Source organism: Rhodoferax sp. GW821-FHT02C08 (genome assembly GCF_059421805.1).
The window spans coordinates 57,903-74,594 of the sequence record NZ_JBWKVR010000021.1 but is presented as its reverse complement, the minus strand read 5'-3'; the positions used below and the strand labels follow the sequence as shown (position 1 = coordinate 74,594).

Sequence of the window (16,692 nt, the reverse complement as noted above, 5' to 3'; positions counted from 1 at the left end):
TCCGATCTGGTCGGGCTTGCGTACGATACCATCACCCCACTTCAACATGGACGGCGGCGGACCAGGATGGACTCCCAACAGCAGCTTTTGGCCGGTGTACGCGCAGAGCCTCGAACCCTGCGCTTTCGCGCACGTTTTGCGCTGCTGGCCCTGGCCAGTGGTGGTGCCGGTCTGGCCCTGGCTCTGCATTACCCGGTGTTGCCTTCCCTGGTGCTTGCGCTGTTCGTACTGGCCTGCGCAGTTTTCTACCGTTGGCCCGATACCTGGCTGCTGGTGGTGCCGGGCTTGCTGCCACTGGTTGGCTTTGCACCGTGGACGGGCTGGCTGACCTTTGAAGAATTGGACATGCTGGTGCTGGCCGCAGCCGCAGGGGGGTATGCCCGCCGCACTCTTCACCCGTTGTCGGCATCGCACAGGCGGGGCAGCGGCCAGCATGCGTCCGGCGGCGTGTGGCTGCTGGTGTTGCTGTTTTGCATTTCAATTCTGGTGGCCATGGTCCGGGGTTTTGATAACGCCGGTGGCTTTAGCTTTGGCTGGTACCAGGGCTACCACGAGTCTATGAACAGCCTGCGCCTGGCGAAAAGCTTCTTCCTGGCCTTGCTGGTGTTTCCGCTCTGGCGGGCCGCGGTGGTGCGCCGGGGCGAGCAGGCCAGCCGATGGCTGGCAGGGGGGCTGGCACTGGGCCTGGCCGCTGCGTCCTGGGCCACGATGTGGGAGCGCTCCGCCTTTGTGGATTTGTTCAATTTTTCTTCCGATTACCGGACTACAGCCCTGTTTTGGGAGATGCATGTGGGGGGGGCGGCGCTGGACGGCTTTTTGGCCCTGACGCTGCCCTTCGTGGTGCGTGAACTGCTGGTGGCCCGCTCGTTGCGTCGCTGGGGTGCTTTTGCGCTATGTCTGGGCATGGGAGCCTATGCCTGTCTGACCACTTTTTCGCGCGGCGTCTACCTGGCTTTGCCTATAGCGATTGCCGTGACGGGGGCTTTGTATCTGTTGGCCCACCGGCGCATGGTGGCGGAGGCGGGTGCATCGGCGGTCAAGCCGGCGCCCATGCGGCTGTTGTCGGCGCTGGCCTTGCTCGTTATTTTCAGCCTGGGGGTGTGGTGGACTTTCCCGTCCAGTGGCTACCGCGGACTGGCCTGTTTGCTGGGTGCCATGGGCTTGCTGATGCCCTTGGCCACCCAGCTGCGACGCTTTACGCTGGCGGGCTGGATCGTCGGCCTGGTGGCTGGTGGTTTGCTGTGTGCTGCCTGGTGGGGTATTGCGCTAGCGCTGGACAAGGGCGCTTACCTGGTCTATGCGGCCAGTGCCCTGTTGACGGCCGGCCTGCTGCTGGCCAGCGGTCGCGGGGCGGTGCCGGTGGGTCGGCACCGCCCCGCGGGGCTGATGGCACAGCTGGCGTTTGCCAGCTATCTGGGTCTGTTGATGGGCATGGGGTTGGTGGCTGAGCACTGGGGCTATGGCCGGGGCCTGGAGGCCACCTTGCCGGTGGTGCTGGTGCTGGTGTTGTTGGCATTTGGAGCAGGCGTGGCGCCTGTGGGCCTGTGGCCCGACCGCCTGCGCTGGCATGCAACGACTGGGGCTGCGATGCTGTTGGTGGGCGGCATCGTGGGCGTATTTGGCGGTGGCGCCTACATGGGGGACCGTTTTTCAACCAGTAGCAGCGATCTGGATACGCGTCTGGCGCATTGGCGCGAAGGCTGGCAGATGCTGGATGCGCCGCTGGACCCGGTATTGGGCAAGGGCTTGGGCCGTTATCCGTCCAGCTACTTCTTTGCCCGTTCCTCGATAGAGCATCCCGGCGACTACCGCCTGTCCAGCCAGGCCGGCAATAATTATCTGGTGCTGGCCGGCGGCAAGCAGCAATACATGGGCTGGGGCGAGATACTGCGCGTCTCTCAGCGGATTTTGCCGCCCAAGGGCCTGGTCAGCGTCAGCCTGTCGGTGCGCGTCACCAAACCGGTGAATGTGCACCTGGAAGTGTGCGAGAAGCACCTGCTATACAGCGCAGGCTGTTTATTGGGTGGCGTGTATGTCGAGCCCAAGACCACCGAATGGCAAAGTTTCGAGGTGCCGCTCAAGGGCGGCGAGCTGTCCAGTGGTGCCTGGTTTGCGCCGAGGATTGTGTCGTTCTCGGTTGCCACCGACAGCGTCATGGGCCTGGTGGACGTAGACAACATCCAGCTCAAGAGCGCGGATGGCCGCCAGCTTTTGGATAACGGTGATTTTTCGCAAGACCTGCAGCGTTGGTTCTTTTCCAGCGACCGCAACCACTTGCCCTGGCACATCAAGAACGTCTTCATGAATGTGTTGTTTGACCAGGGTGGCGTGGGCTTGGCGCTGTTTATCGCCATGGGCCTGGCGGCGCTATGGCGTGTCACTGTGGGGCGGGCCAAGGACCACCCGCTGGCTCCCGGCATTGCCGGCGGCCTGGTCGGGTTTGTGGTGGTGGGCCTGTTCGACAGCTTGCTGGATGTACCGCGTCTGGCCTTTTTGTTTTACCTGGTGCTTTTGCTGGGCATGACGCTACGCCATATTCGTCCGCCTGTTGCGGCCAAGCCCAGTCGCAACGCGGCACTGTGACGGGGTTCAGGCTAGGGTATGCAGAATGTAATAATTTGTATTTCATATCTGGCCTGTTTACCGTTACGATGCGGACTTTCTGATGCAACTACATAACCCCTTCATGCAAAGATGAGCAGTTTGCGCGCACGCATTCTGGGGTTGCTGGCGTTGCTGTTTTGCGTGGTCGGCGTGGTCAGCTTCATGGTCAGCTCGTCACTGCTGGACCGCAGCCTGGCATCGTTCGACCAGCGCGCTGCGCATGACCAGTATCTGCGTGTGGACCTGGGCCTGCGCCAGGAAGTGACCGCGCTGTTGCGTACGGCCCTGGACTACGGCGTGTGGGACGAGTCGGCCCAACACATGCAAAACTTCAACCTTGGCTATTTGGCGCAAAGCTATACGGTGGAGTCGCTACGCAACCTGGATGTGGACTATGTAGCGTTTTTGACCCTGGCCGGTCAATTGCATTCCAGCGTGGATATACGGCGAGGCCGGGTTGAGCCTCTGGCCGGCAATGACCCGGTGTTGGCGGAAGCCATGGCGGCCATTTTTGCGCTGCCTCCCGAGCTGCGTGAAAAGGGCGGTGAATTCAAGCGCTGGTTGAAGGGCCAGCCGGTGCTGCTGGTGTTCAGTCCGGTACGCATGCGCCAGATCGGCTCCCCGATCGTGGGTTGGATGCTGATGGCCCGCGAATGGCAGGGCGAGCGCCTGACACGTCTGATGAAACTTACCGGCAGCCACTTTGTGCTGCGGCCTGCGGATGCGTTGGCGGACGGCACGCAAGCCAGCAATGACAGCAGCGCCATCCTGAAAGACACGGCAGGACCCAGCCAACTGCAACTGGTGGTGGATACGCCACCCACGCAGCACACCCAGAAGCAAACCAGTCAGCTTCTGCTGCTGGCCAACGCGTTGGTGCTGGTCGTGTTGGGTGCTCTGGCGGTGGTCTTTCTGCTCGATCGGCTGGTTCTCAAACGCCTGGGCAAGTTTGCCCAGCTGGCGCGCAGCCAGCGCAGCACCGACCCGGCGCTGATGCGACAGTGGCCGGTGCAGGGCCATGACGAGCTGGACGAGCTGGCCTTGTCACTGAACACCATGATGGCTGCGCTGGGCAAGGCGCGCTCTGGCCTGGAGCACGATGTCCGCACCGATGCCCTGACCGAGCTGGGTAACCGCCGCATGCTGCATGAACAGTTGGACCAACTGCTGGCCATGCAGCAGCGCCAGCCGGGCCTGACCCTGGCGGTGCTGCTGATCGACCTGGACGACTTCAAGCTCATCAACGATTCCCTGGGCCATGCAGCCGGCGACTTTTTGCTGACCAGCATTGCCCGTTCGTTGGAAAAGCTGATCCGTACCAGTGACGTGGTGGTGCGCCTGGGGGGCGACGAGTTCGCCTTGCTGTACGTGGCCCAGGGTGATGAGCTGGGTGTGCGGCACTTTGCCGAGCGGGTGCAGGAGACGATTGCCCAGACCCGGGAATACCAGGGCTCCTACCTGACCGTCAGCTGCTCCATGGGTATTTGTTATGCCCACGGCACCTCGACGAACAAGGACGACCTGCTGCGCAACGCCGATCTGGCCATGTACGACGCAAAGCGGGCGGGCAAGGGCCGCTACAGCTTTTATAGCGAATCGATGCTGGGCAATGTGCAGGAACGCATGCTGCTGGAGCAGCGGCTGCGCGAATGTCTGCGTTTGGATGAGTTGGAGGTCTGGTTCCAGCCCATCGTCGATGCGCGTACCGGCGCAGCGCCCATGATGGAGGCCCTGGCCCGCTGGCCGATGGACGGCGGCTTCTGTCCGCCCGACAAATTCATCCCCATCGCCGAAGAATGCGGTTTGATCGTGGCCCTGGGCATGGCGATTGCCAACAAGGTTGCCGCCGCCTTGCCGGCGCTGCTGGCGCAAAACCCGTACACGGTGGTGAACATCAACTTGTCGGCCAAGCAGCTCATGGTGACCACCCTGGTGGAAGATATGTGCGAGCTGCTGGACCGGCAGGGCATACCCCGTTCCTGCGTGCATTTCGAGCTGACCGAGTCGGCCGTGGCCAAGGACGCAGAATTGGCCGAGCGCCAGCTGCAGCTGCTGGCCGAAGCGGGGTTTCACTTGCATCTGGACGACTTTGGCACCGGCTACTCGTCGCTGCACCGCCTGCAAAGCCTGCCGTTCTCCACTCTCAAGCTGGACCGCTCCTTTGTCACCTTGCTGGGGCGTGGCGATGCGCATATCGCCAAGGTCATCATGGCCCTGGCCGGCGAGCTGGGCGTGGGGGTTATTGCCGAAGGCATAGAAACCGAGCAGCAGCGCGATGCGCTGATAGCCCTGGGCTGTCACTGGATGCAGGGCTACTGGTTCGCCCGGCCCATGCCATTGCCGCAGATGCTGGACTGGCTGAAGAACCGGCCAGGAGCTTAGAACAGGTTCCTAGCCCTCTAGCAGCATCACGTCTACGGCATCGCCCTCGGCCACATCGCCCTGCGCCTCGGGCAGGACCACCAGCACGTCGGCCTGCACCACAGAGCTGAGGATGCCCGAGCCCTGGTTGCCCACCAGGCGCACACCGCACTGGCCATCTTCGGTGCGGCAAAGCGTGCCGCGTGGGAATTCGCTGCGGCCTGGCCGTTTGCGTATGGCCTGCATGCTGCGGACCCGCAATAGCGGCTGTGGGGCAGCGTGCGCGGGGTTGCAGCCCATCATTTGCAGCAGCACCGGGCGTACCAGTACCGTAAAAGCCACCGCCACTGCGACTGGGTTGCCAGGCAGGCCCAATAGCAGAGCGTCGAGTTTGCTGCGTTTTTCATAGCTGCCAGCGCAGGTGTTATCTGCGCTGGAGCCGTTTTTTTCTTGTAATTCTTGCAAGGCACCTGCGCGGATACGGCCGACTGCCATGGGACGGCCCGGGCGCATCGCCAGCTGCCAGAACACCACATCGCCCAGTGCGGCCATCATGTTGCGTGTGTGGTCGGCATCGCCGGTGCTGACGCCGCCGCTGGTGAGAATCGCATCGGCCTGCCGGGCTGCCCGGGCCAAGGTGGTTTGCAGCTGGGCCGGGTCGTCGCGCACCACGCCCAGGTCCAGTATCTCTACGCCCAGCCGGGTCAGCAGGCCAAACAGGGTGTAGCGGTTGCTGTCGAATACGGCGCCGGCCCGGGGCGCCTCGCCCGGGCTGAGGATTTCATCGCCGGTGGAGAAGTAAGCCACCCGCAGCCGGCGGTACACCCTGACCTGAGCCAGGCCCAGGCTGGCCAGCAGGCCCAGGGCCGCAGGGGCCAGGCGGTCGCCCTGGCGCATGGCGGCCTGGCCTTGCTGCACGTCTTCGCCGGCTAGGCGGCGGTTGGCACCCCGCCGCAGCTGGCTGGGGTCGAAATGGATGCAGCCAGCCTGCAGCTGCACGCGTTCATGTGGCACCACGCTGTCCAGCCCCGGCGGCATGGGCGCACCGGTCATGATCTTCAGGCACTGGCCTGCGGCGATGGGGGTGGACCAGGTATGGCCTGCGAGCACCTGGCCGACTACCTGTAGTGACAGGGTCTGGCCGCCCTGCAGCTGTGCGCCGTCGAAGGCATAGCCGTCCATGGCCGAGTTGTCGTGCGGCGGCACGCTGACGGGGGACACCACGTCCGCCGCCAGTACCCGGCCCAGCGCCTGCAGGATGTCCACGGTTTCTGTCTCAGTCACCGGTGTGGCCAGGGCCGACAAAAAGGCCTGGGCCGCCGGCACCGGCAGGTTCAGTGGGTTGTAGCCGGGGATGGTGGCCGCAATGGCGTCGGTAGTCTTCATCGTTCCAGGCCGCGTAGCTCGGCCAAGGTGTTCGCGTTGGAGAAAGCCTGGGCGTCGTCGAATGCCACTGTGGCCGTACGGTGCTGGGCCAGCCAGACGGCCACTTTGCGACCGCCTTGCTGCAGATACTGCGCCAGGCTGGCGTGCATGTCGCTGCGCATCAGGCAGAACACCGGCTGGCTGCGCAGGCTGCCGCTGGGGTCTCTGGATGCAGCCACGGCCATATCGGCCTGGTCCGTCAGCAATGCAGCGCCCAGGCGGGCCACCAGGTCGGCGGGGAAGAGCGGGGCATCGCAAGGCACGCAGGCCAGGTAGGCGGTGGGGCAGTGGGCCAGGCCGGCCAGCATGCCGGCCAGCGGGCCAGCATAGTCGTCTTCCAACTCGGACTCGGCATCGGTCCACACCGGAACACCAAAGGTCGCATAGTCGGCCAGATGGCGGTTGGCGCTGAGCATCAGGCTGCCCACCTGCGGCCGTAGTCGGGTCAGCGCGTGTTGGGCCAGCGTCTTGCCTTTGAAGGCCTGCAGGCCCTTGTCCAGGCCGCCCATGCGCGCACCCTGGCCGCCGGCGAGCACCAGTCCGGTGACGTCTTGCAACGCCAGCTCAGCCACCGATGTAACTCATTTCCACCCGCCGCGCCGCCGGGCCGGTGTCGGCTGCCAGGCCCGAGCGCAGCTCGGAATAGCGGTCGCTGCGGCCTTGCCAGATGCCGCGCAGGGCGTTGCCGAGCTGGGTATCGTCGGCGCCACTGCGCAGCAGGTCGCGCAGGTCATGGCCCTGGCTGGCGAACAGGCATAGGTAGACGCGGCCGTCGGTGGACAGGCGGGCGCGGTTGCAGTCCCGGCAGAAGGCCTGGGTCACGCTGCTGATGACGCCCACCTCACCGCTGCCATCGGCGTAGGCCCAGCGCTGCGCGGTTTCGCCGGGCGCACTGGGCGCTAGCGCCCGCAGCGGCCACTCGGTTTGCAGCGTTTGTATGACTTCGGCCGAGGGCACGACCTGGTCCATGCGCCAACCGTTGGTGGCGCCCACGTCCATGTATTCGATAAAGCGCAGCACCATACCGCTGCCCTTGAAGTGGCGGGCCATGGGCAGGATTTCATGCTCGTTGGTGCCGCGCTGCACCACCATATTGATCTTCAACCCGCCGCCTGCTCCCAGGCCGGCTTTGTGCGCGGCTTCCAGCCCGTCCAGCACGGTGCGCACCGGAAAGTCCACATCGTTCATGCGGCGGAACACCGTGTCGTCCAGGCCGTCCAGGCTGACGGTCAGGCGTTGCAGCCCGGCATCTTTCAAAGCCTGGGCCTTGCGTGCCAGCAGGGCGCCATTGGTGGTCAGGGTCAGGTCCAGCGGCTGGCCATCGGGCGTGCGCAAGGCGGCCAGTTGGGCGACCAGCACCTCGATGTTCTTGCGCAGCAGGGGTTCGCCGCCGGTCAGCCGGATCTTGCGCACGCCCTGGGCCACGAAGATTTGCGCCAGGCGGGTGATTTCCTCGAAGCTCAGCAGCGCGCTGTGCGGCAGATAGGGGTAGTCCTTGTCAAACACTTCCTTGGGCATGCAGTAGCTGCATCGGAAGTTGCAGCGGTCGGTCACGCTGATGCGCAGGTCGTGCAGCGGGCGCCCCAGTTGGTCGACCAGCGGCCCGGATGTGGGGGCGAGGCTGCGCGGCGCGAGCTGGCGCTGGTCTCGCAGGGGAATGACACGGCGTGGCATTTAAATCGGCTGGGCAAAGTGGGGCTCAGCGGCCGAGGGCGGCACCAAGCGCGTCCTTGCCATGGGCGGCCTGCCAGCGCGGAGCGCAAGCCGGGTCCTGGCAAGGGGTACAAAGGTCGTGTTCATGGAGTTTCCGATTGTGCCAGTGCCTGGCTGGGCTGCCAGATGTCAGCAGCGCTGCCCGGGCTGTCTGCTGGGATCTGCAGTAATAGTGGTGATGCTATAAATTTGGTAGCTTATAGCGTAGGTGGAACGAGCGCAAGGGGCATATTTCTCATACGGGTTTGTGGACATTTCAGTTCTTGATCTGGATCAAGCCGCCTGTCCGGTGCAGCGCTTCCAATGTAGCGCTATGCGACGTGTACGAGCGCGCCATTTCTTCATCACCCGACGCGGGTTGTGGTATTCGCTGGCCTTGGGCTTGCTCATCATGGGCCTGGGCGGAGCGGGCTTTTGGCTGCTGGAGCCGCGCGTGCATACCTTTGGCGACGGCCTGTGGCTGGCCTTCACCACCGCCGCCACGGTGGGCTACGGCGACATGGTGCCGAGCACCCATGCGTCCCGGTTTTTCGCGGTGATCGTGGTACTGCTGGGGCTGGCGATTTTGTCCCTGGTGACCGCTTCGGTGGCCGCCATGTTCGTGGAGACCGAGGAGCGCCAGATTGAGCGCGATCTGCTGCGGGAAATCGCCGCGCTGCACAGCGAAGTGCGCGAGCTACGGCAATTGATACAGGCCCAGCATGGCGCTCCACCAGGCACAGAGGGTTTCATCCGGCAGGCGCCACCAAGCTAGAAGAGCCGGCTTGCGTCACGCCAGCCCTCTACAATCGCGCCACATTTTTTGGAGAGCTTTCACCATGTTTTCTTCTGACAAAGACGATAGCCAGAGCGCTGCATTCGTAATTCTGTTTGCCGTTGTGGCTGCTGCCGTGGCCTTTGCGATTGGCATGGGCATCTACAAGACCCACAGCGCCAAGCCCCAGTCCGCGCCCGCAGTGCAAGAGGTGCTGGACGTGGATGGCGCCAGCGTGAAGGTCGAGAACGGTGTGGTCAAGTTCTACTTTGCCACCGCCAAGGCCGACGTGGCCCAGGGCGCCGATGTGGCGCTGGCCGAGGTGGTCAAGCTGGCGGGCGAGGGCAAGAGCCTGCGCATCAGCGGCTTCCATGACGCCACCGGCGACCAGGCCAAGAACGAAGAGCTGGCCAAGTTGCGCGCCTTTGCCGTGCGTGAGCTGTTGGTAGGTCTGGGTGTGGCCCAGGACAAGATCGAACTGGTCAAGCCTGAAGCGCTGATCGGCTCCGGCAGCAAAGCCGAAGCCCGCCGCGTGGAAGTTGTCGCGCTGCCCTGAGCTTCTCGTTAGACGCAAAAAAGCCGCAGTGCCCATGGAGGGCGCTGCGGCTTTTTACATGGTGGCGCCCTATTTGCCGCCGTGGATCTGCATCACCAGCGGCACGATCAGCAGGGCCACGATGTTGATGATCTTGATCAGCGGGTTCACCGCCGGGCCGGCCGTGTCCTTGTAGGGGTCGCCCACGGTGTCGCCGGTGACGGCGGCCTTGTGGGTTTCCGAGCCCTTGCCGCCGTGGTGGCCGTCTTCGATGTATTTCTTGGCGTTGTCCCAGGCGCCGCCACCGGTGCACATGCTGATAGCCACGAACAAGCCGGTGACGATGGTGCCCATCAGCAGGCCGCCCAGCGCCGCTGGGCCCAGCAGCAGGCCGACCAGAATCGGCACCACCACCGGCAGCAGACTCGGGATCATCATTTCCTTGATCGCCGCGGTGGTCAGCATGTCCACCGCCTTGCCGTATTCGGGTTTGGCCGTGCCTTCCATGATGCCCTTGATCTCGCGGAACTGGCGGCGCACTTCGACCACCACGCTGCCGGCGGCGCGGCCCACGGCCTCCATCGCCATCGCCCCGAACAGGTAGGGGATCAGTCCGCCGATGAACAGGCCGATGATGACCATCGGGTTGCTCAGGTCGAAGCTGATAACGTGCCCATAGGCTTCGAGCTTGTGGGTGTAGTCGGCAAACAGCACCAGCGCCGCCAGCCCGGCCGAGCCGATGGCATAGCCCTTGGTGACGGCCTTGGTGGTGTTGCCCACTGCGTCCAGCGGGTCGGTCACGTCGCGCACGCTTTTCGGCATCTCAGCCATTTCGGCAATGCCGCCGGCGTTGTCGGTGATCGGGCCGTAGGCATCGAGGGCCACCACGATGCCGGCCATGCTCAGCATGGATGTAGCGGCGATCGCAATGCCGTACAGGCCGGCCAGATGGAAGGCCGTCCAGATGGCGATGCAGACAAAAATCACCGGCCAGGCGGTGGAGCGCATGGACACGCCCAGGCCGGCAATGATGTTGGTGCCATGGCCGGTGGTTGATGCCTGGGCGATGTGCTGCACCGGCGCGTACTGCGTGCCGGTGTAGTACTCGGTGATCCACACCAGCGCGGCGGTCAGCACCAGGCCGACGGCGCAGGCGCCATACAGCTTCATGGCTGCTCCGGTGCCGCCCAAGGCGTTGTCGGCCACCAGCGCGGTGGTGACGAAGTAGAAGGCAATCAGCGACAGCACGCCGGCCACCGCCAGGCCCTTGTACAGCGCCGGCATCACGTTCTTCATGCCGGGTGAGGCGACGACGAAGAAGCAGCCGATGATGGATGCCACGATGGACACCGCACCCAGCGCCAGCGGATACACCACGGTGCTGGCGCCGCCAGCGGTGGCCAGCAGGGCGCCCAGCACCATCGTTGCAATCAGCGTGACCGCATAGGTCTCGAACAGGTCGGCGGCCATGCCGGCGCAGTCGCCCACGTTGTCACCCACGTTGTCTGCAATCACGGCCGGGTTGCGCGGATCGTCTTCCGGGATGCCGGCTTCGACCTTGCCCACCAGATCCGCGCCTACGTCGGCACCCTTGGTGAAGATGCCGCCGCCCAGCCGGGCGAAGATGGAGATCAGCGACGAGCCAAAGGCAAAGCCGATCAGCGGGTTCAGCCGCGCTGCGGTGGGCATGCCGTCCGGCACCAGAAACCAGTAAAAACCCGTCACGCCCAGCAGGCCCAGGCCCACCACCAGCATGCCGGTGATGGCGCCGCCGCGGAACGCCACGGTGAGTGCCGGGCCAATGCCCTTGGTGGCCGCCTGCGCGGTGCGCACATTGGCGCGTACCGACACATTCATGCCGATGAAGCCGCAGGCGCCGGACAGGGCAGCACCCACCACGAAACCGATGGCCGAGATGGGGTCGAGAAAGATGCCGATGAGGATGGCCAGCACCACCCCGACGATAGCGATGGTGCGGTACTGCCGGGCCAGATAGGCGGCGGCGCCGGTCTGGATGGCGGCGGCAATTTCTTGCATGCGCGGGTTGCCGGCGTCTTGGGAAAGAATCCAGCTGCGGGCCCAGAAGCCGTAGGCCACCGCAATGAATCCACATATGAGCGCCAGTGTCAGCGCTGTGTTACCTGCCATAGGAATGTCTCCTTTTTTGTCGTTGTCGCGTGATGGAAGCACAACGCTAGCGTGGTACCCCCGCTGCGTTGCTTCCTCGCGCATCCGGCATCCAAAGAGGCGGAGACGATTGGCCAACGTCACCAATATAAAGGAAAAACAGTTGCTGCACTGCGGTAACTCTTTGTGTCCGGTATGTAAACCGAGGGCTGGCACTCTAAATTCGCAGCGCACCCAAATTCAGCACTGCGACACATCTTTGCGCGGTGGACGTGGGGGTGCACAACCATGGCCCTTGGACGCATTCGACCGAGGGCTGGCGCGTACTTGCGGAGCCAGGCATCCATGCCTTGCGGCCCACAGGTTCTGTCATTTCCCATGTATGAAGGGTGTTCTATGCGGTTCTCAAAAACTTATTGGCGTGGCTTGGCCATAGGCCTGGTGGCTTCGGTCTTCCTGGTGGCCTGTGGTGGCGACGGTGGTTCTGGTTCCACACCCAGCACTCCGGTTTCGACAACCGGCGTCGCAGGCAAAGTGCTGGACGATGCGACCGGACTGGGCGTAGGGGGCGTGACGGTGCGGGTTGGAAGCCTGTCCACCACCACGGCGGCCGACGGTACTTTCAGCCTCACCGGTCTTACGGCGAGCAGCCGCGTGACGGTAGTCTTTGCCTCCAGCGATTACGCCGAAGGCGTGCGCATTGCCAATGTGGTGGCCGATGCTCGTACCGATGTGCAGGCCCGTTTGGTCAAGGTCGGTGCCAGCGGCACGGTTCCGGTTACGGCTGGTGGCACGGTCACGGTGCCCAGCAGCACCGCGCAGGTCACCTTGCCCGCAAATAGCGTGCAGCGTGCCGATGGCAGTCTTCCCACGGGCAATATCACGGTCAGCATCACGCCCATCAACCCGGCTGTGGATACGACCCTGATGCCCGGCGACTTCCTGACCTCCACGGGCAGCGGCAATGTGCCGATTGAAAGCTTTGGCGCGCTCAATGTGGTGCTGACCGACAGCACGGGTGCCGCGCTGAATCTGCGCAGCGGCCAGACCGCTACCATCCGCATCCCCCTGGCTTCGCGCAATGCATCCGTGCCTTCGACCATCCCGCTGTTTTACTTCAACACCAGCACCGGCTTGTGGGTGCAGGAAGGCACGGCGACTCTGGTTGGCACCGGCGCATCGGCCTACTATGAAGGCACGGTCAGCCATTTCACCACCTGGAATGCCGACCAGACCTACAACACCATCATCGTCCATGGCTGCATGAAGAATGCGGCGGGTGCCGTGGTGGCGAATGCGTTGGTCACCAGCGACGGTATCGACTACTCCGGCACCAGCTCGGTCTACACCGATGCCAGCGGTAACTTCAGCCTGCCGATCCGTAGCAACAGCGAGGCCACTATCGTGGGCGTGTTCGGCGGATATTTGACCAACACCGTGCGCAATACGGCCAGTGCGACCGACATCACCTTGACGGATTGCCTGAGCCTGGGCCAGAGCGGTGCTGGCATCACCATGAAGCTGACCTGGGGCGCCTTGCCCAGCGACCTGGATTCGCACCTGATAACGCCGGCGGGTGACCATGTGTATTACTCGGCCAAGGGGGCACTTGCCACAGCGCCTTTCGCCAACCTGGACGTGGACGACACCTCCAGCTACGGCCCCGAGGTGGTGACCATCACCAAGCTGATGGTGGGTACCTACAAGTACAGCGTACGCAACTACTCTGGATACTCTGACGGCCCTATCGCTACATCGGGCGCGCGGGTAGAGGTGAATATTCCAGGACGCACTCTGCAGCTGATTACGCCGCCCGCCACGGGCGAGTCGTCGAACACGGACTACTGGAATCTGTTCGAGTTCGACGTCAGCGCCAGCTGCGTGGTCACCGTACGTCCCGTGGGCACCTACACCACCGATTTGCCCACGATTCCGGCAAGCACCACGCCGCAGTACTGCACACCCAGCTGATAGCGGCTAGAGCGCTGCGAAGCGGGCGACACAGCACCTGGTGGCTGTGTCGCCTTTTTACTTTTGGCTTTGCCGTCAGGCTGGCGTCACCGCTGTGAGGCAAAATCACGGGTTAACCAGAATCCAATTTCTCAACTCCTAACTGCAACACCACCATGTCCCTGAATAAAGTGACCCCTGGCAAGAATGCCCCCGATGCCTTCAACGTCGTGATCGAAATCCCGATGAATGCGGACCCGATCAAGTACGAAGTGGACAAGGAGTCTGGCGCGTTGTTCGTGGACCGCTTCATGACCACGGCCATGCACTACCCCACCAACTACGGCTACGTGCCCCAGACCCTGAGCGGCGACGGCGACCCGGTGGATGTGCTGGTGATTACGCCTTACCCGCTGTACCCCGGCGTGGTCGTGCCCTGCCGCCCCCTGGGCATTTTGCTGATGGAAGACGAAGCCGGCGTGGACGGCAAGGTGCTGGCCGTGCCCACCGACAAGATTCTGCCCATGTACACCCACTGGAAGAGTGTGGATGACGTGAACAAGATGCGCCTGAACGCCATCAGCCACTTCTTTGAGCACTACAAGGACCTGGAAAAGGGCAAGTGGGTCAAGGTGCTGGGCTGGGAAGGCATTGACGCGGCCAAGAAGGAAATCCTCGAAGGCATCGCCAATTACACCAAGGGCTAAGCCCTCTCGGCGTTTGTAGCCAAATCGGCACCTAGCGTAGGTAATACCAGCGCTAGGTGCTATTTTTTTGATAGTAATGGGTATGAAAAGCAAACTCTCCAGCGGCGGCCTGGTGTATTCCACCGAAACCGGCCGCATGTGCCCAACCTGCCGCAAGCCGGTGGCCGACTGCATCTGTGGCCAGAAGCCGCTGCCTAAGACCGATGGCATCGTGCGCGTGTCGCGCGAAACCAAGGGCCGTGCCGGCAAGGGCGTGACCCTGGTTAAGGGCGTGCCCTTGGATCTGGCGGGGCTGACCGCGTTGGGCAAGCAGCTCAAAGCCGCCTGTGGCAGCGGCGGCACGGTGAAGGACGGCGTGATCGAAGTGCAGGGCGACCACTGTGACACGGTGATCGCGCTGCTGCAAAAGCAGGGCTATACGGTCAAGCGCGCGGGCGGCTAGGCCGTGTGATCAACCGCGCGGGCGGTTGATTTGCTCCATCACCCAGGCCGTGCGCTGCGCGGTCTGCCCGGTGGAGGGGTGCGTGGCCAGCCCGGCCACGTGTTTTTGCATGTTCTCAATGTGGAACAGCTGGATGTTCTCCGGGTGGGCGATCTCCACGCTCTGGCTGCCCTGGCTGTTGCGCAGCAGCAGCGGCTGGTTGCCAAACACCGAAAACTCTATCGTCCCCTGGCTGCCCAGGATGGTGACGGCGTCCACGCGCTCGGCGGCACCAAAGTTCCAGTAACCCGAGCCCAGCGCGCCGCTAGCAAACTGCCAGACCCCAGTGACCGCGTCCTCGGCCGCATACAGGCCCTGCTGCTGTGCATTGAAGCCCTGGGCGTACACGATGTCGCCCAGCAGGTGCATGCACAGGTCCAGCCCGTGGCAGGCCAGGTCGGCAAAGTAGCCACCGCCGGCCACTTGCGGGTCGGTGCGCCAGTTGGGCGTTTTGGCCAGGTCGGTCGGGCTGGGCGTGCGGGTATAGGCCCAGTGCACATGGCGCACGTTGCCAATCGTGCCCTCATCCAGCCATTTTTTGACCTGGGCAAAGCGCGGAAGCGAACGTCGGTAGTAGGACACGAACAGCGGCAGGCCCGCCGCTTCAAAGGCGGCGCACATCTCCAGGCATTCGCGGTGGTTCAGTGCCATGGGTTTTTCCACGCAGCAGATTTTTCCGGCCGCGGCCACCTTGAGCGCATAGAAGTGGTGGCTGTCTGGCGGGGTGGCGATGTAGACGGCGTTGACCTGCGGGTTGTGGATCAGCGCGTCGGCATCGGTGGTCCAGGTGGGTACGCCGTGCCGCTCTGCGTAGGACTGGGCCAGGGTGGCGTCGCGGCGCATCACCGCCACCAGGCGCGAATGCGCCACCTTGTTGAAGGCAGGGCCGCTCTTGAGTTCGGTCACGGCGCCGCAGCCGATGATGCCCCAGGCCAGGGGGGAGTTCGGAGGATGCATGCGCAAAGTGTACGGGCGGCCCCGCGGTGTTCTTGTATCCTCGGGCGCCGATCTTGTCCCCAGCTGTAGGAGCGGGGTCTGCGTATGACGCTTCGTATAACTTTTATAAATTCTCAGGAAAACAGGTATGTCTAGTGAAGGGTTTCACGTCCACGGTCCGCATGACCACGAGTTGGAGCATGCCACCCAAGGCGCACATGGTGCGCACGGTGGCGGCATGGTGAACCAGATTGCGATGTTCACCGCCATCATCGCTACGGTGGGGGCCATCTTTTCCTATATGGGCGGGGCGACGCAAGCCAATGCGGGGCTGTATAAGAACAATGCCGCGCTGAAAAAGGCGGAGGCCTCCAACCAATGGAATTACTACCAGGCCAAGAGCACCAAGCAGGCGTTGGCTGAGCTGGCGATGAACCTGTCGCCAGAGGCCGCGAAGTCCGCCTACCAGGCCAAGGTGGAACGCTACGAGAAGGAAAAGGACGGCATCAAGGCGGTGGCCGAAAAGCTGGAAACCGAAGTCGTCGAATGGGACGAAAAAAGCGACGAGCAGATGCACCTGCACCACCGCTGGGCCCAGGCCACCACGGTGCTGCAAATCTCTATCGCCATGGCCGCCATCGCGCTGCTGACCAAGAAGAAATGGCTGGAATACGCAATGTTTGGTACCGGCGGCCTGGGCGTGCTGGTGGGGGCGCTTGCCGTTTTCCACATATAGGTAACTCGGCAGCTCCCTGTGGAGCGCATCCCCAATATTGGGTACGTCGTGCACTTGGTGTGCGCAGGGTCCATTTTTGGGATTGTTACATTTACAGATATGGACTCTGAACAATTGCAGCGCCTGGTCAGCGTGCAAATGCCGTTTGGCAAGCACAAGGGCACGGTCATCGCCGACCTGCCCGGCAACTACCTGAACTGGTTTGCACGTGAGGGCTTCCCGCCGGGTGACATTGGCCGGCTGCTGGCCTTGATGTACGAGATCGACCATAACGGCCTGAAAGAGCTGCTGCGGCCCTTGCGTTAGCGCTTCTGCAGGGTACAGCCCGCCAAGGGCACCTAAAATACAATAATTTACAATCAG

The 16,692-nt window shown here is 63.4% G+C and carries 14 protein-coding genes; 9 read left to right on the top strand and 5 right to left on the bottom strand.

Features of this window, described 5'->3' with window-relative positions; all coding sequences use genetic code 11:
- Positions 1-66 precede the first annotated feature (66 nt).
- Together AC07VY_RS21175 and AC07VY_RS21170 are read left to right on the top strand one after the other, a co-directional pair.
- On the top strand, positions 67-2,583 hold the full coding sequence (locus AC07VY_RS21175) for a hypothetical protein (protein WP_495099175.1): 2,517 nt from the start codon (positions 67-69) through the stop codon (positions 2,581-2,583).
- A gap of 111 nt (positions 2,584-2,694) precedes the next feature.
- Positions 2,695-4,986 carry a putative bifunctional diguanylate cyclase/phosphodiesterase gene (locus AC07VY_RS21170; RefSeq protein ID WP_495099174.1) on the top strand — a complete coding sequence of 764 codons (2,292 nt, stop codon included), beginning with the start codon at positions 2,695-2,697 and terminating at the stop codon, positions 4,984-4,986.
- Positions 4,987-4,995: 9 nt separating this feature from the next.
- On the opposite strand, the gene moeA is transcribed toward AC07VY_RS21170, so the two are convergent.
- From moeA to moaA, 3 genes are read right to left on the bottom strand one after another with little or no spacing between them, the layout of a single operon-like run.
- Positions 4,996-6,351 carry a molybdopterin molybdotransferase MoeA gene (gene moeA / locus AC07VY_RS21165; RefSeq protein WP_495099173.1) on the bottom strand — a complete coding sequence of 452 codons (1,356 nt, stop codon included), beginning with the start codon at positions 6,349-6,351 and terminating at the stop codon, positions 4,996-4,998.
- Entirely contained in the window at positions 6,348-6,962 is a 615-nt protein-coding gene (gene mobA / locus AC07VY_RS21160; RefSeq protein WP_495099172.1) for a molybdenum cofactor guanylyltransferase MobA, read from the bottom strand. Before mobA ends, moeA begins: the two co-directional genes overlap by 4 nt.
- The gene (moaA, locus tag AC07VY_RS21155) at positions 6,955-8,064 is read right to left on the bottom strand and encodes a GTP 3',8-cyclase MoaA (RefSeq protein ID WP_495099171.1); all 1,110 of its coding nucleotides are present in this window, start codon (positions 8,062-8,064) and stop codon (positions 6,955-6,957) included. The genes mobA and moaA overlap by 8 nt, the downstream gene beginning before the upstream one ends.
- Before the next feature lie 352 nt (positions 8,065-8,416).
- On the opposite strand from moaA, the gene AC07VY_RS21150 reads away from it, so the two are divergent.
- Both AC07VY_RS21150 and AC07VY_RS21145 read left to right on the top strand, forming a co-directional pair.
- Positions 8,417-8,857 (top strand): potassium channel family protein, encoded by a 441-nt coding sequence (locus AC07VY_RS21150; RefSeq protein ID WP_495099170.1) that lies wholly within the window; start codon positions 8,417-8,419, stop codon positions 8,855-8,857.
- A gap of 64 nt (positions 8,858-8,921) precedes the next feature.
- Positions 8,922-9,413: an OmpA family protein gene (locus AC07VY_RS21145; RefSeq protein WP_495099169.1), complete on the top strand. Its 492-nt coding sequence runs from the start codon at positions 8,922-8,924 to the stop codon at positions 9,411-9,413.
- A 69-nt stretch (positions 9,414-9,482) separates the two neighbouring features.
- Here AC07VY_RS21145 and AC07VY_RS21140 read toward each other — a convergent pair whose 3' ends face one another.
- Complete coding sequence (locus AC07VY_RS21140; RefSeq protein WP_495099168.1) at positions 9,483-11,540, bottom strand: sodium-translocating pyrophosphatase; 2,058 nt, start codon at positions 11,538-11,540, stop codon at positions 9,483-9,485.
- A gap of 375 nt (positions 11,541-11,915) precedes the next feature.
- Here AC07VY_RS21140 and AC07VY_RS21135 point away from each other — a divergent pair, with 375 nt between their 5' ends.
- From AC07VY_RS21135 to AC07VY_RS21125, 3 genes are all read left to right on the top strand, one after another.
- Positions 11,916-13,490 (top strand): YfaP family protein, encoded by a 1,575-nt coding sequence (locus AC07VY_RS21135; protein ID WP_495099167.1) that lies wholly within the window; start codon positions 11,916-11,918, stop codon positions 13,488-13,490.
- Between the two features lie 155 nt (positions 13,491-13,645).
- The gene (ppa, locus tag AC07VY_RS21130; RefSeq protein ID WP_495074791.1) at positions 13,646-14,176 is read left to right on the top strand and encodes an inorganic diphosphatase; all 531 of its coding nucleotides are present in this window, start codon (positions 13,646-13,648) and stop codon (positions 14,174-14,176) included.
- Positions 14,177-14,258: 82 nt separating this feature from the next.
- Positions 14,259-14,618 carry a translation initiation factor Sui1 gene (locus AC07VY_RS21125; protein ID WP_495074790.1) on the top strand — a complete coding sequence of 120 codons (360 nt, stop codon included), beginning with the start codon at positions 14,259-14,261 and terminating at the stop codon, positions 14,616-14,618.
- 9 nt (positions 14,619-14,627) lie between these two features.
- Here the strand turns inward: AC07VY_RS21125 and AC07VY_RS21120 are convergent, their stop codons facing one another.
- On the bottom strand, positions 14,628-15,614 hold the full coding sequence (locus tag AC07VY_RS21120) for a Gfo/Idh/MocA family protein (protein WP_495099166.1): 987 nt from the start codon (positions 15,612-15,614) through the stop codon (positions 14,628-14,630).
- 127 nt (positions 15,615-15,741) lie between these two features.
- Here AC07VY_RS21120 and AC07VY_RS21115 point away from each other — a divergent pair, with 127 nt between their 5' ends.
- Positions 15,742-16,329 (top strand): DUF4337 domain-containing protein, encoded by a 588-nt coding sequence (locus AC07VY_RS21115; protein WP_495074787.1) that lies wholly within the window; start codon positions 15,742-15,744, stop codon positions 16,327-16,329.
- A gap of 99 nt (positions 16,330-16,428) precedes the next feature.
- Entirely contained in the window at positions 16,429-16,635 is a 207-nt protein-coding gene (locus AC07VY_RS21110) for a DUF3820 family protein (protein WP_495074786.1), read from the top strand.
- Positions 16,636-16,692 lie beyond the last annotated feature (57 nt).

Coding starts and splice junctions, on each gene's coding strand:
- AC07VY_RS21175 (WP_495099175.1), top strand. CDS start 67: ATGGACTCCCAACAGCAGCTTTTGGCCGGTGTACGCGCAGAGCCTCGA.
- AC07VY_RS21170 (WP_495099174.1), top strand. CDS start 2,695: ATGAGCAGTTTGCGCGCACGCATTCTGGGGTTGCTGGCGTTGCTGTTT.
- moeA (WP_495099173.1), bottom strand. CDS start 6,351: ATGAAGACTACCGACGCCATTGCGGCCACCATCCCCGGCTACAACCCA.
- moaA (WP_495099171.1), bottom strand. CDS start 8,064: ATGCCACGCCGTGTCATTCCCCTGCGAGACCAGCGCCAGCTCGCGCCG.
- AC07VY_RS21150 (WP_495099170.1), top strand. CDS start 8,417: ATGCGACGTGTACGAGCGCGCCATTTCTTCATCACCCGACGCGGGTTG.
- AC07VY_RS21145 (WP_495099169.1), top strand. CDS start 8,922: ATGTTTTCTTCTGACAAAGACGATAGCCAGAGCGCTGCATTCGTAATT.
- AC07VY_RS21140 (WP_495099168.1), bottom strand. CDS start 11,540: ATGGCAGGTAACACAGCGCTGACACTGGCGCTCATATGTGGATTCATT.
- AC07VY_RS21135 (WP_495099167.1), top strand. CDS start 11,916: ATGCGGTTCTCAAAAACTTATTGGCGTGGCTTGGCCATAGGCCTGGTG.
- ppa (WP_495074791.1), top strand. CDS start 13,646: ATGTCCCTGAATAAAGTGACCCCTGGCAAGAATGCCCCCGATGCCTTC.
- AC07VY_RS21125 (WP_495074790.1), top strand. CDS start 14,259: ATGAAAAGCAAACTCTCCAGCGGCGGCCTGGTGTATTCCACCGAAACC.
- AC07VY_RS21120 (WP_495099166.1), bottom strand. CDS start 15,614: ATGCATCCTCCGAACTCCCCCCTGGCCTGGGGCATCATCGGCTGCGGC.
- AC07VY_RS21115 (WP_495074787.1), top strand. CDS start 15,742: ATGTCTAGTGAAGGGTTTCACGTCCACGGTCCGCATGACCACGAGTTG.
- AC07VY_RS21110 (WP_495074786.1), top strand. CDS start 16,429: ATGGACTCTGAACAATTGCAGCGCCTGGTCAGCGTGCAAATGCCGTTT.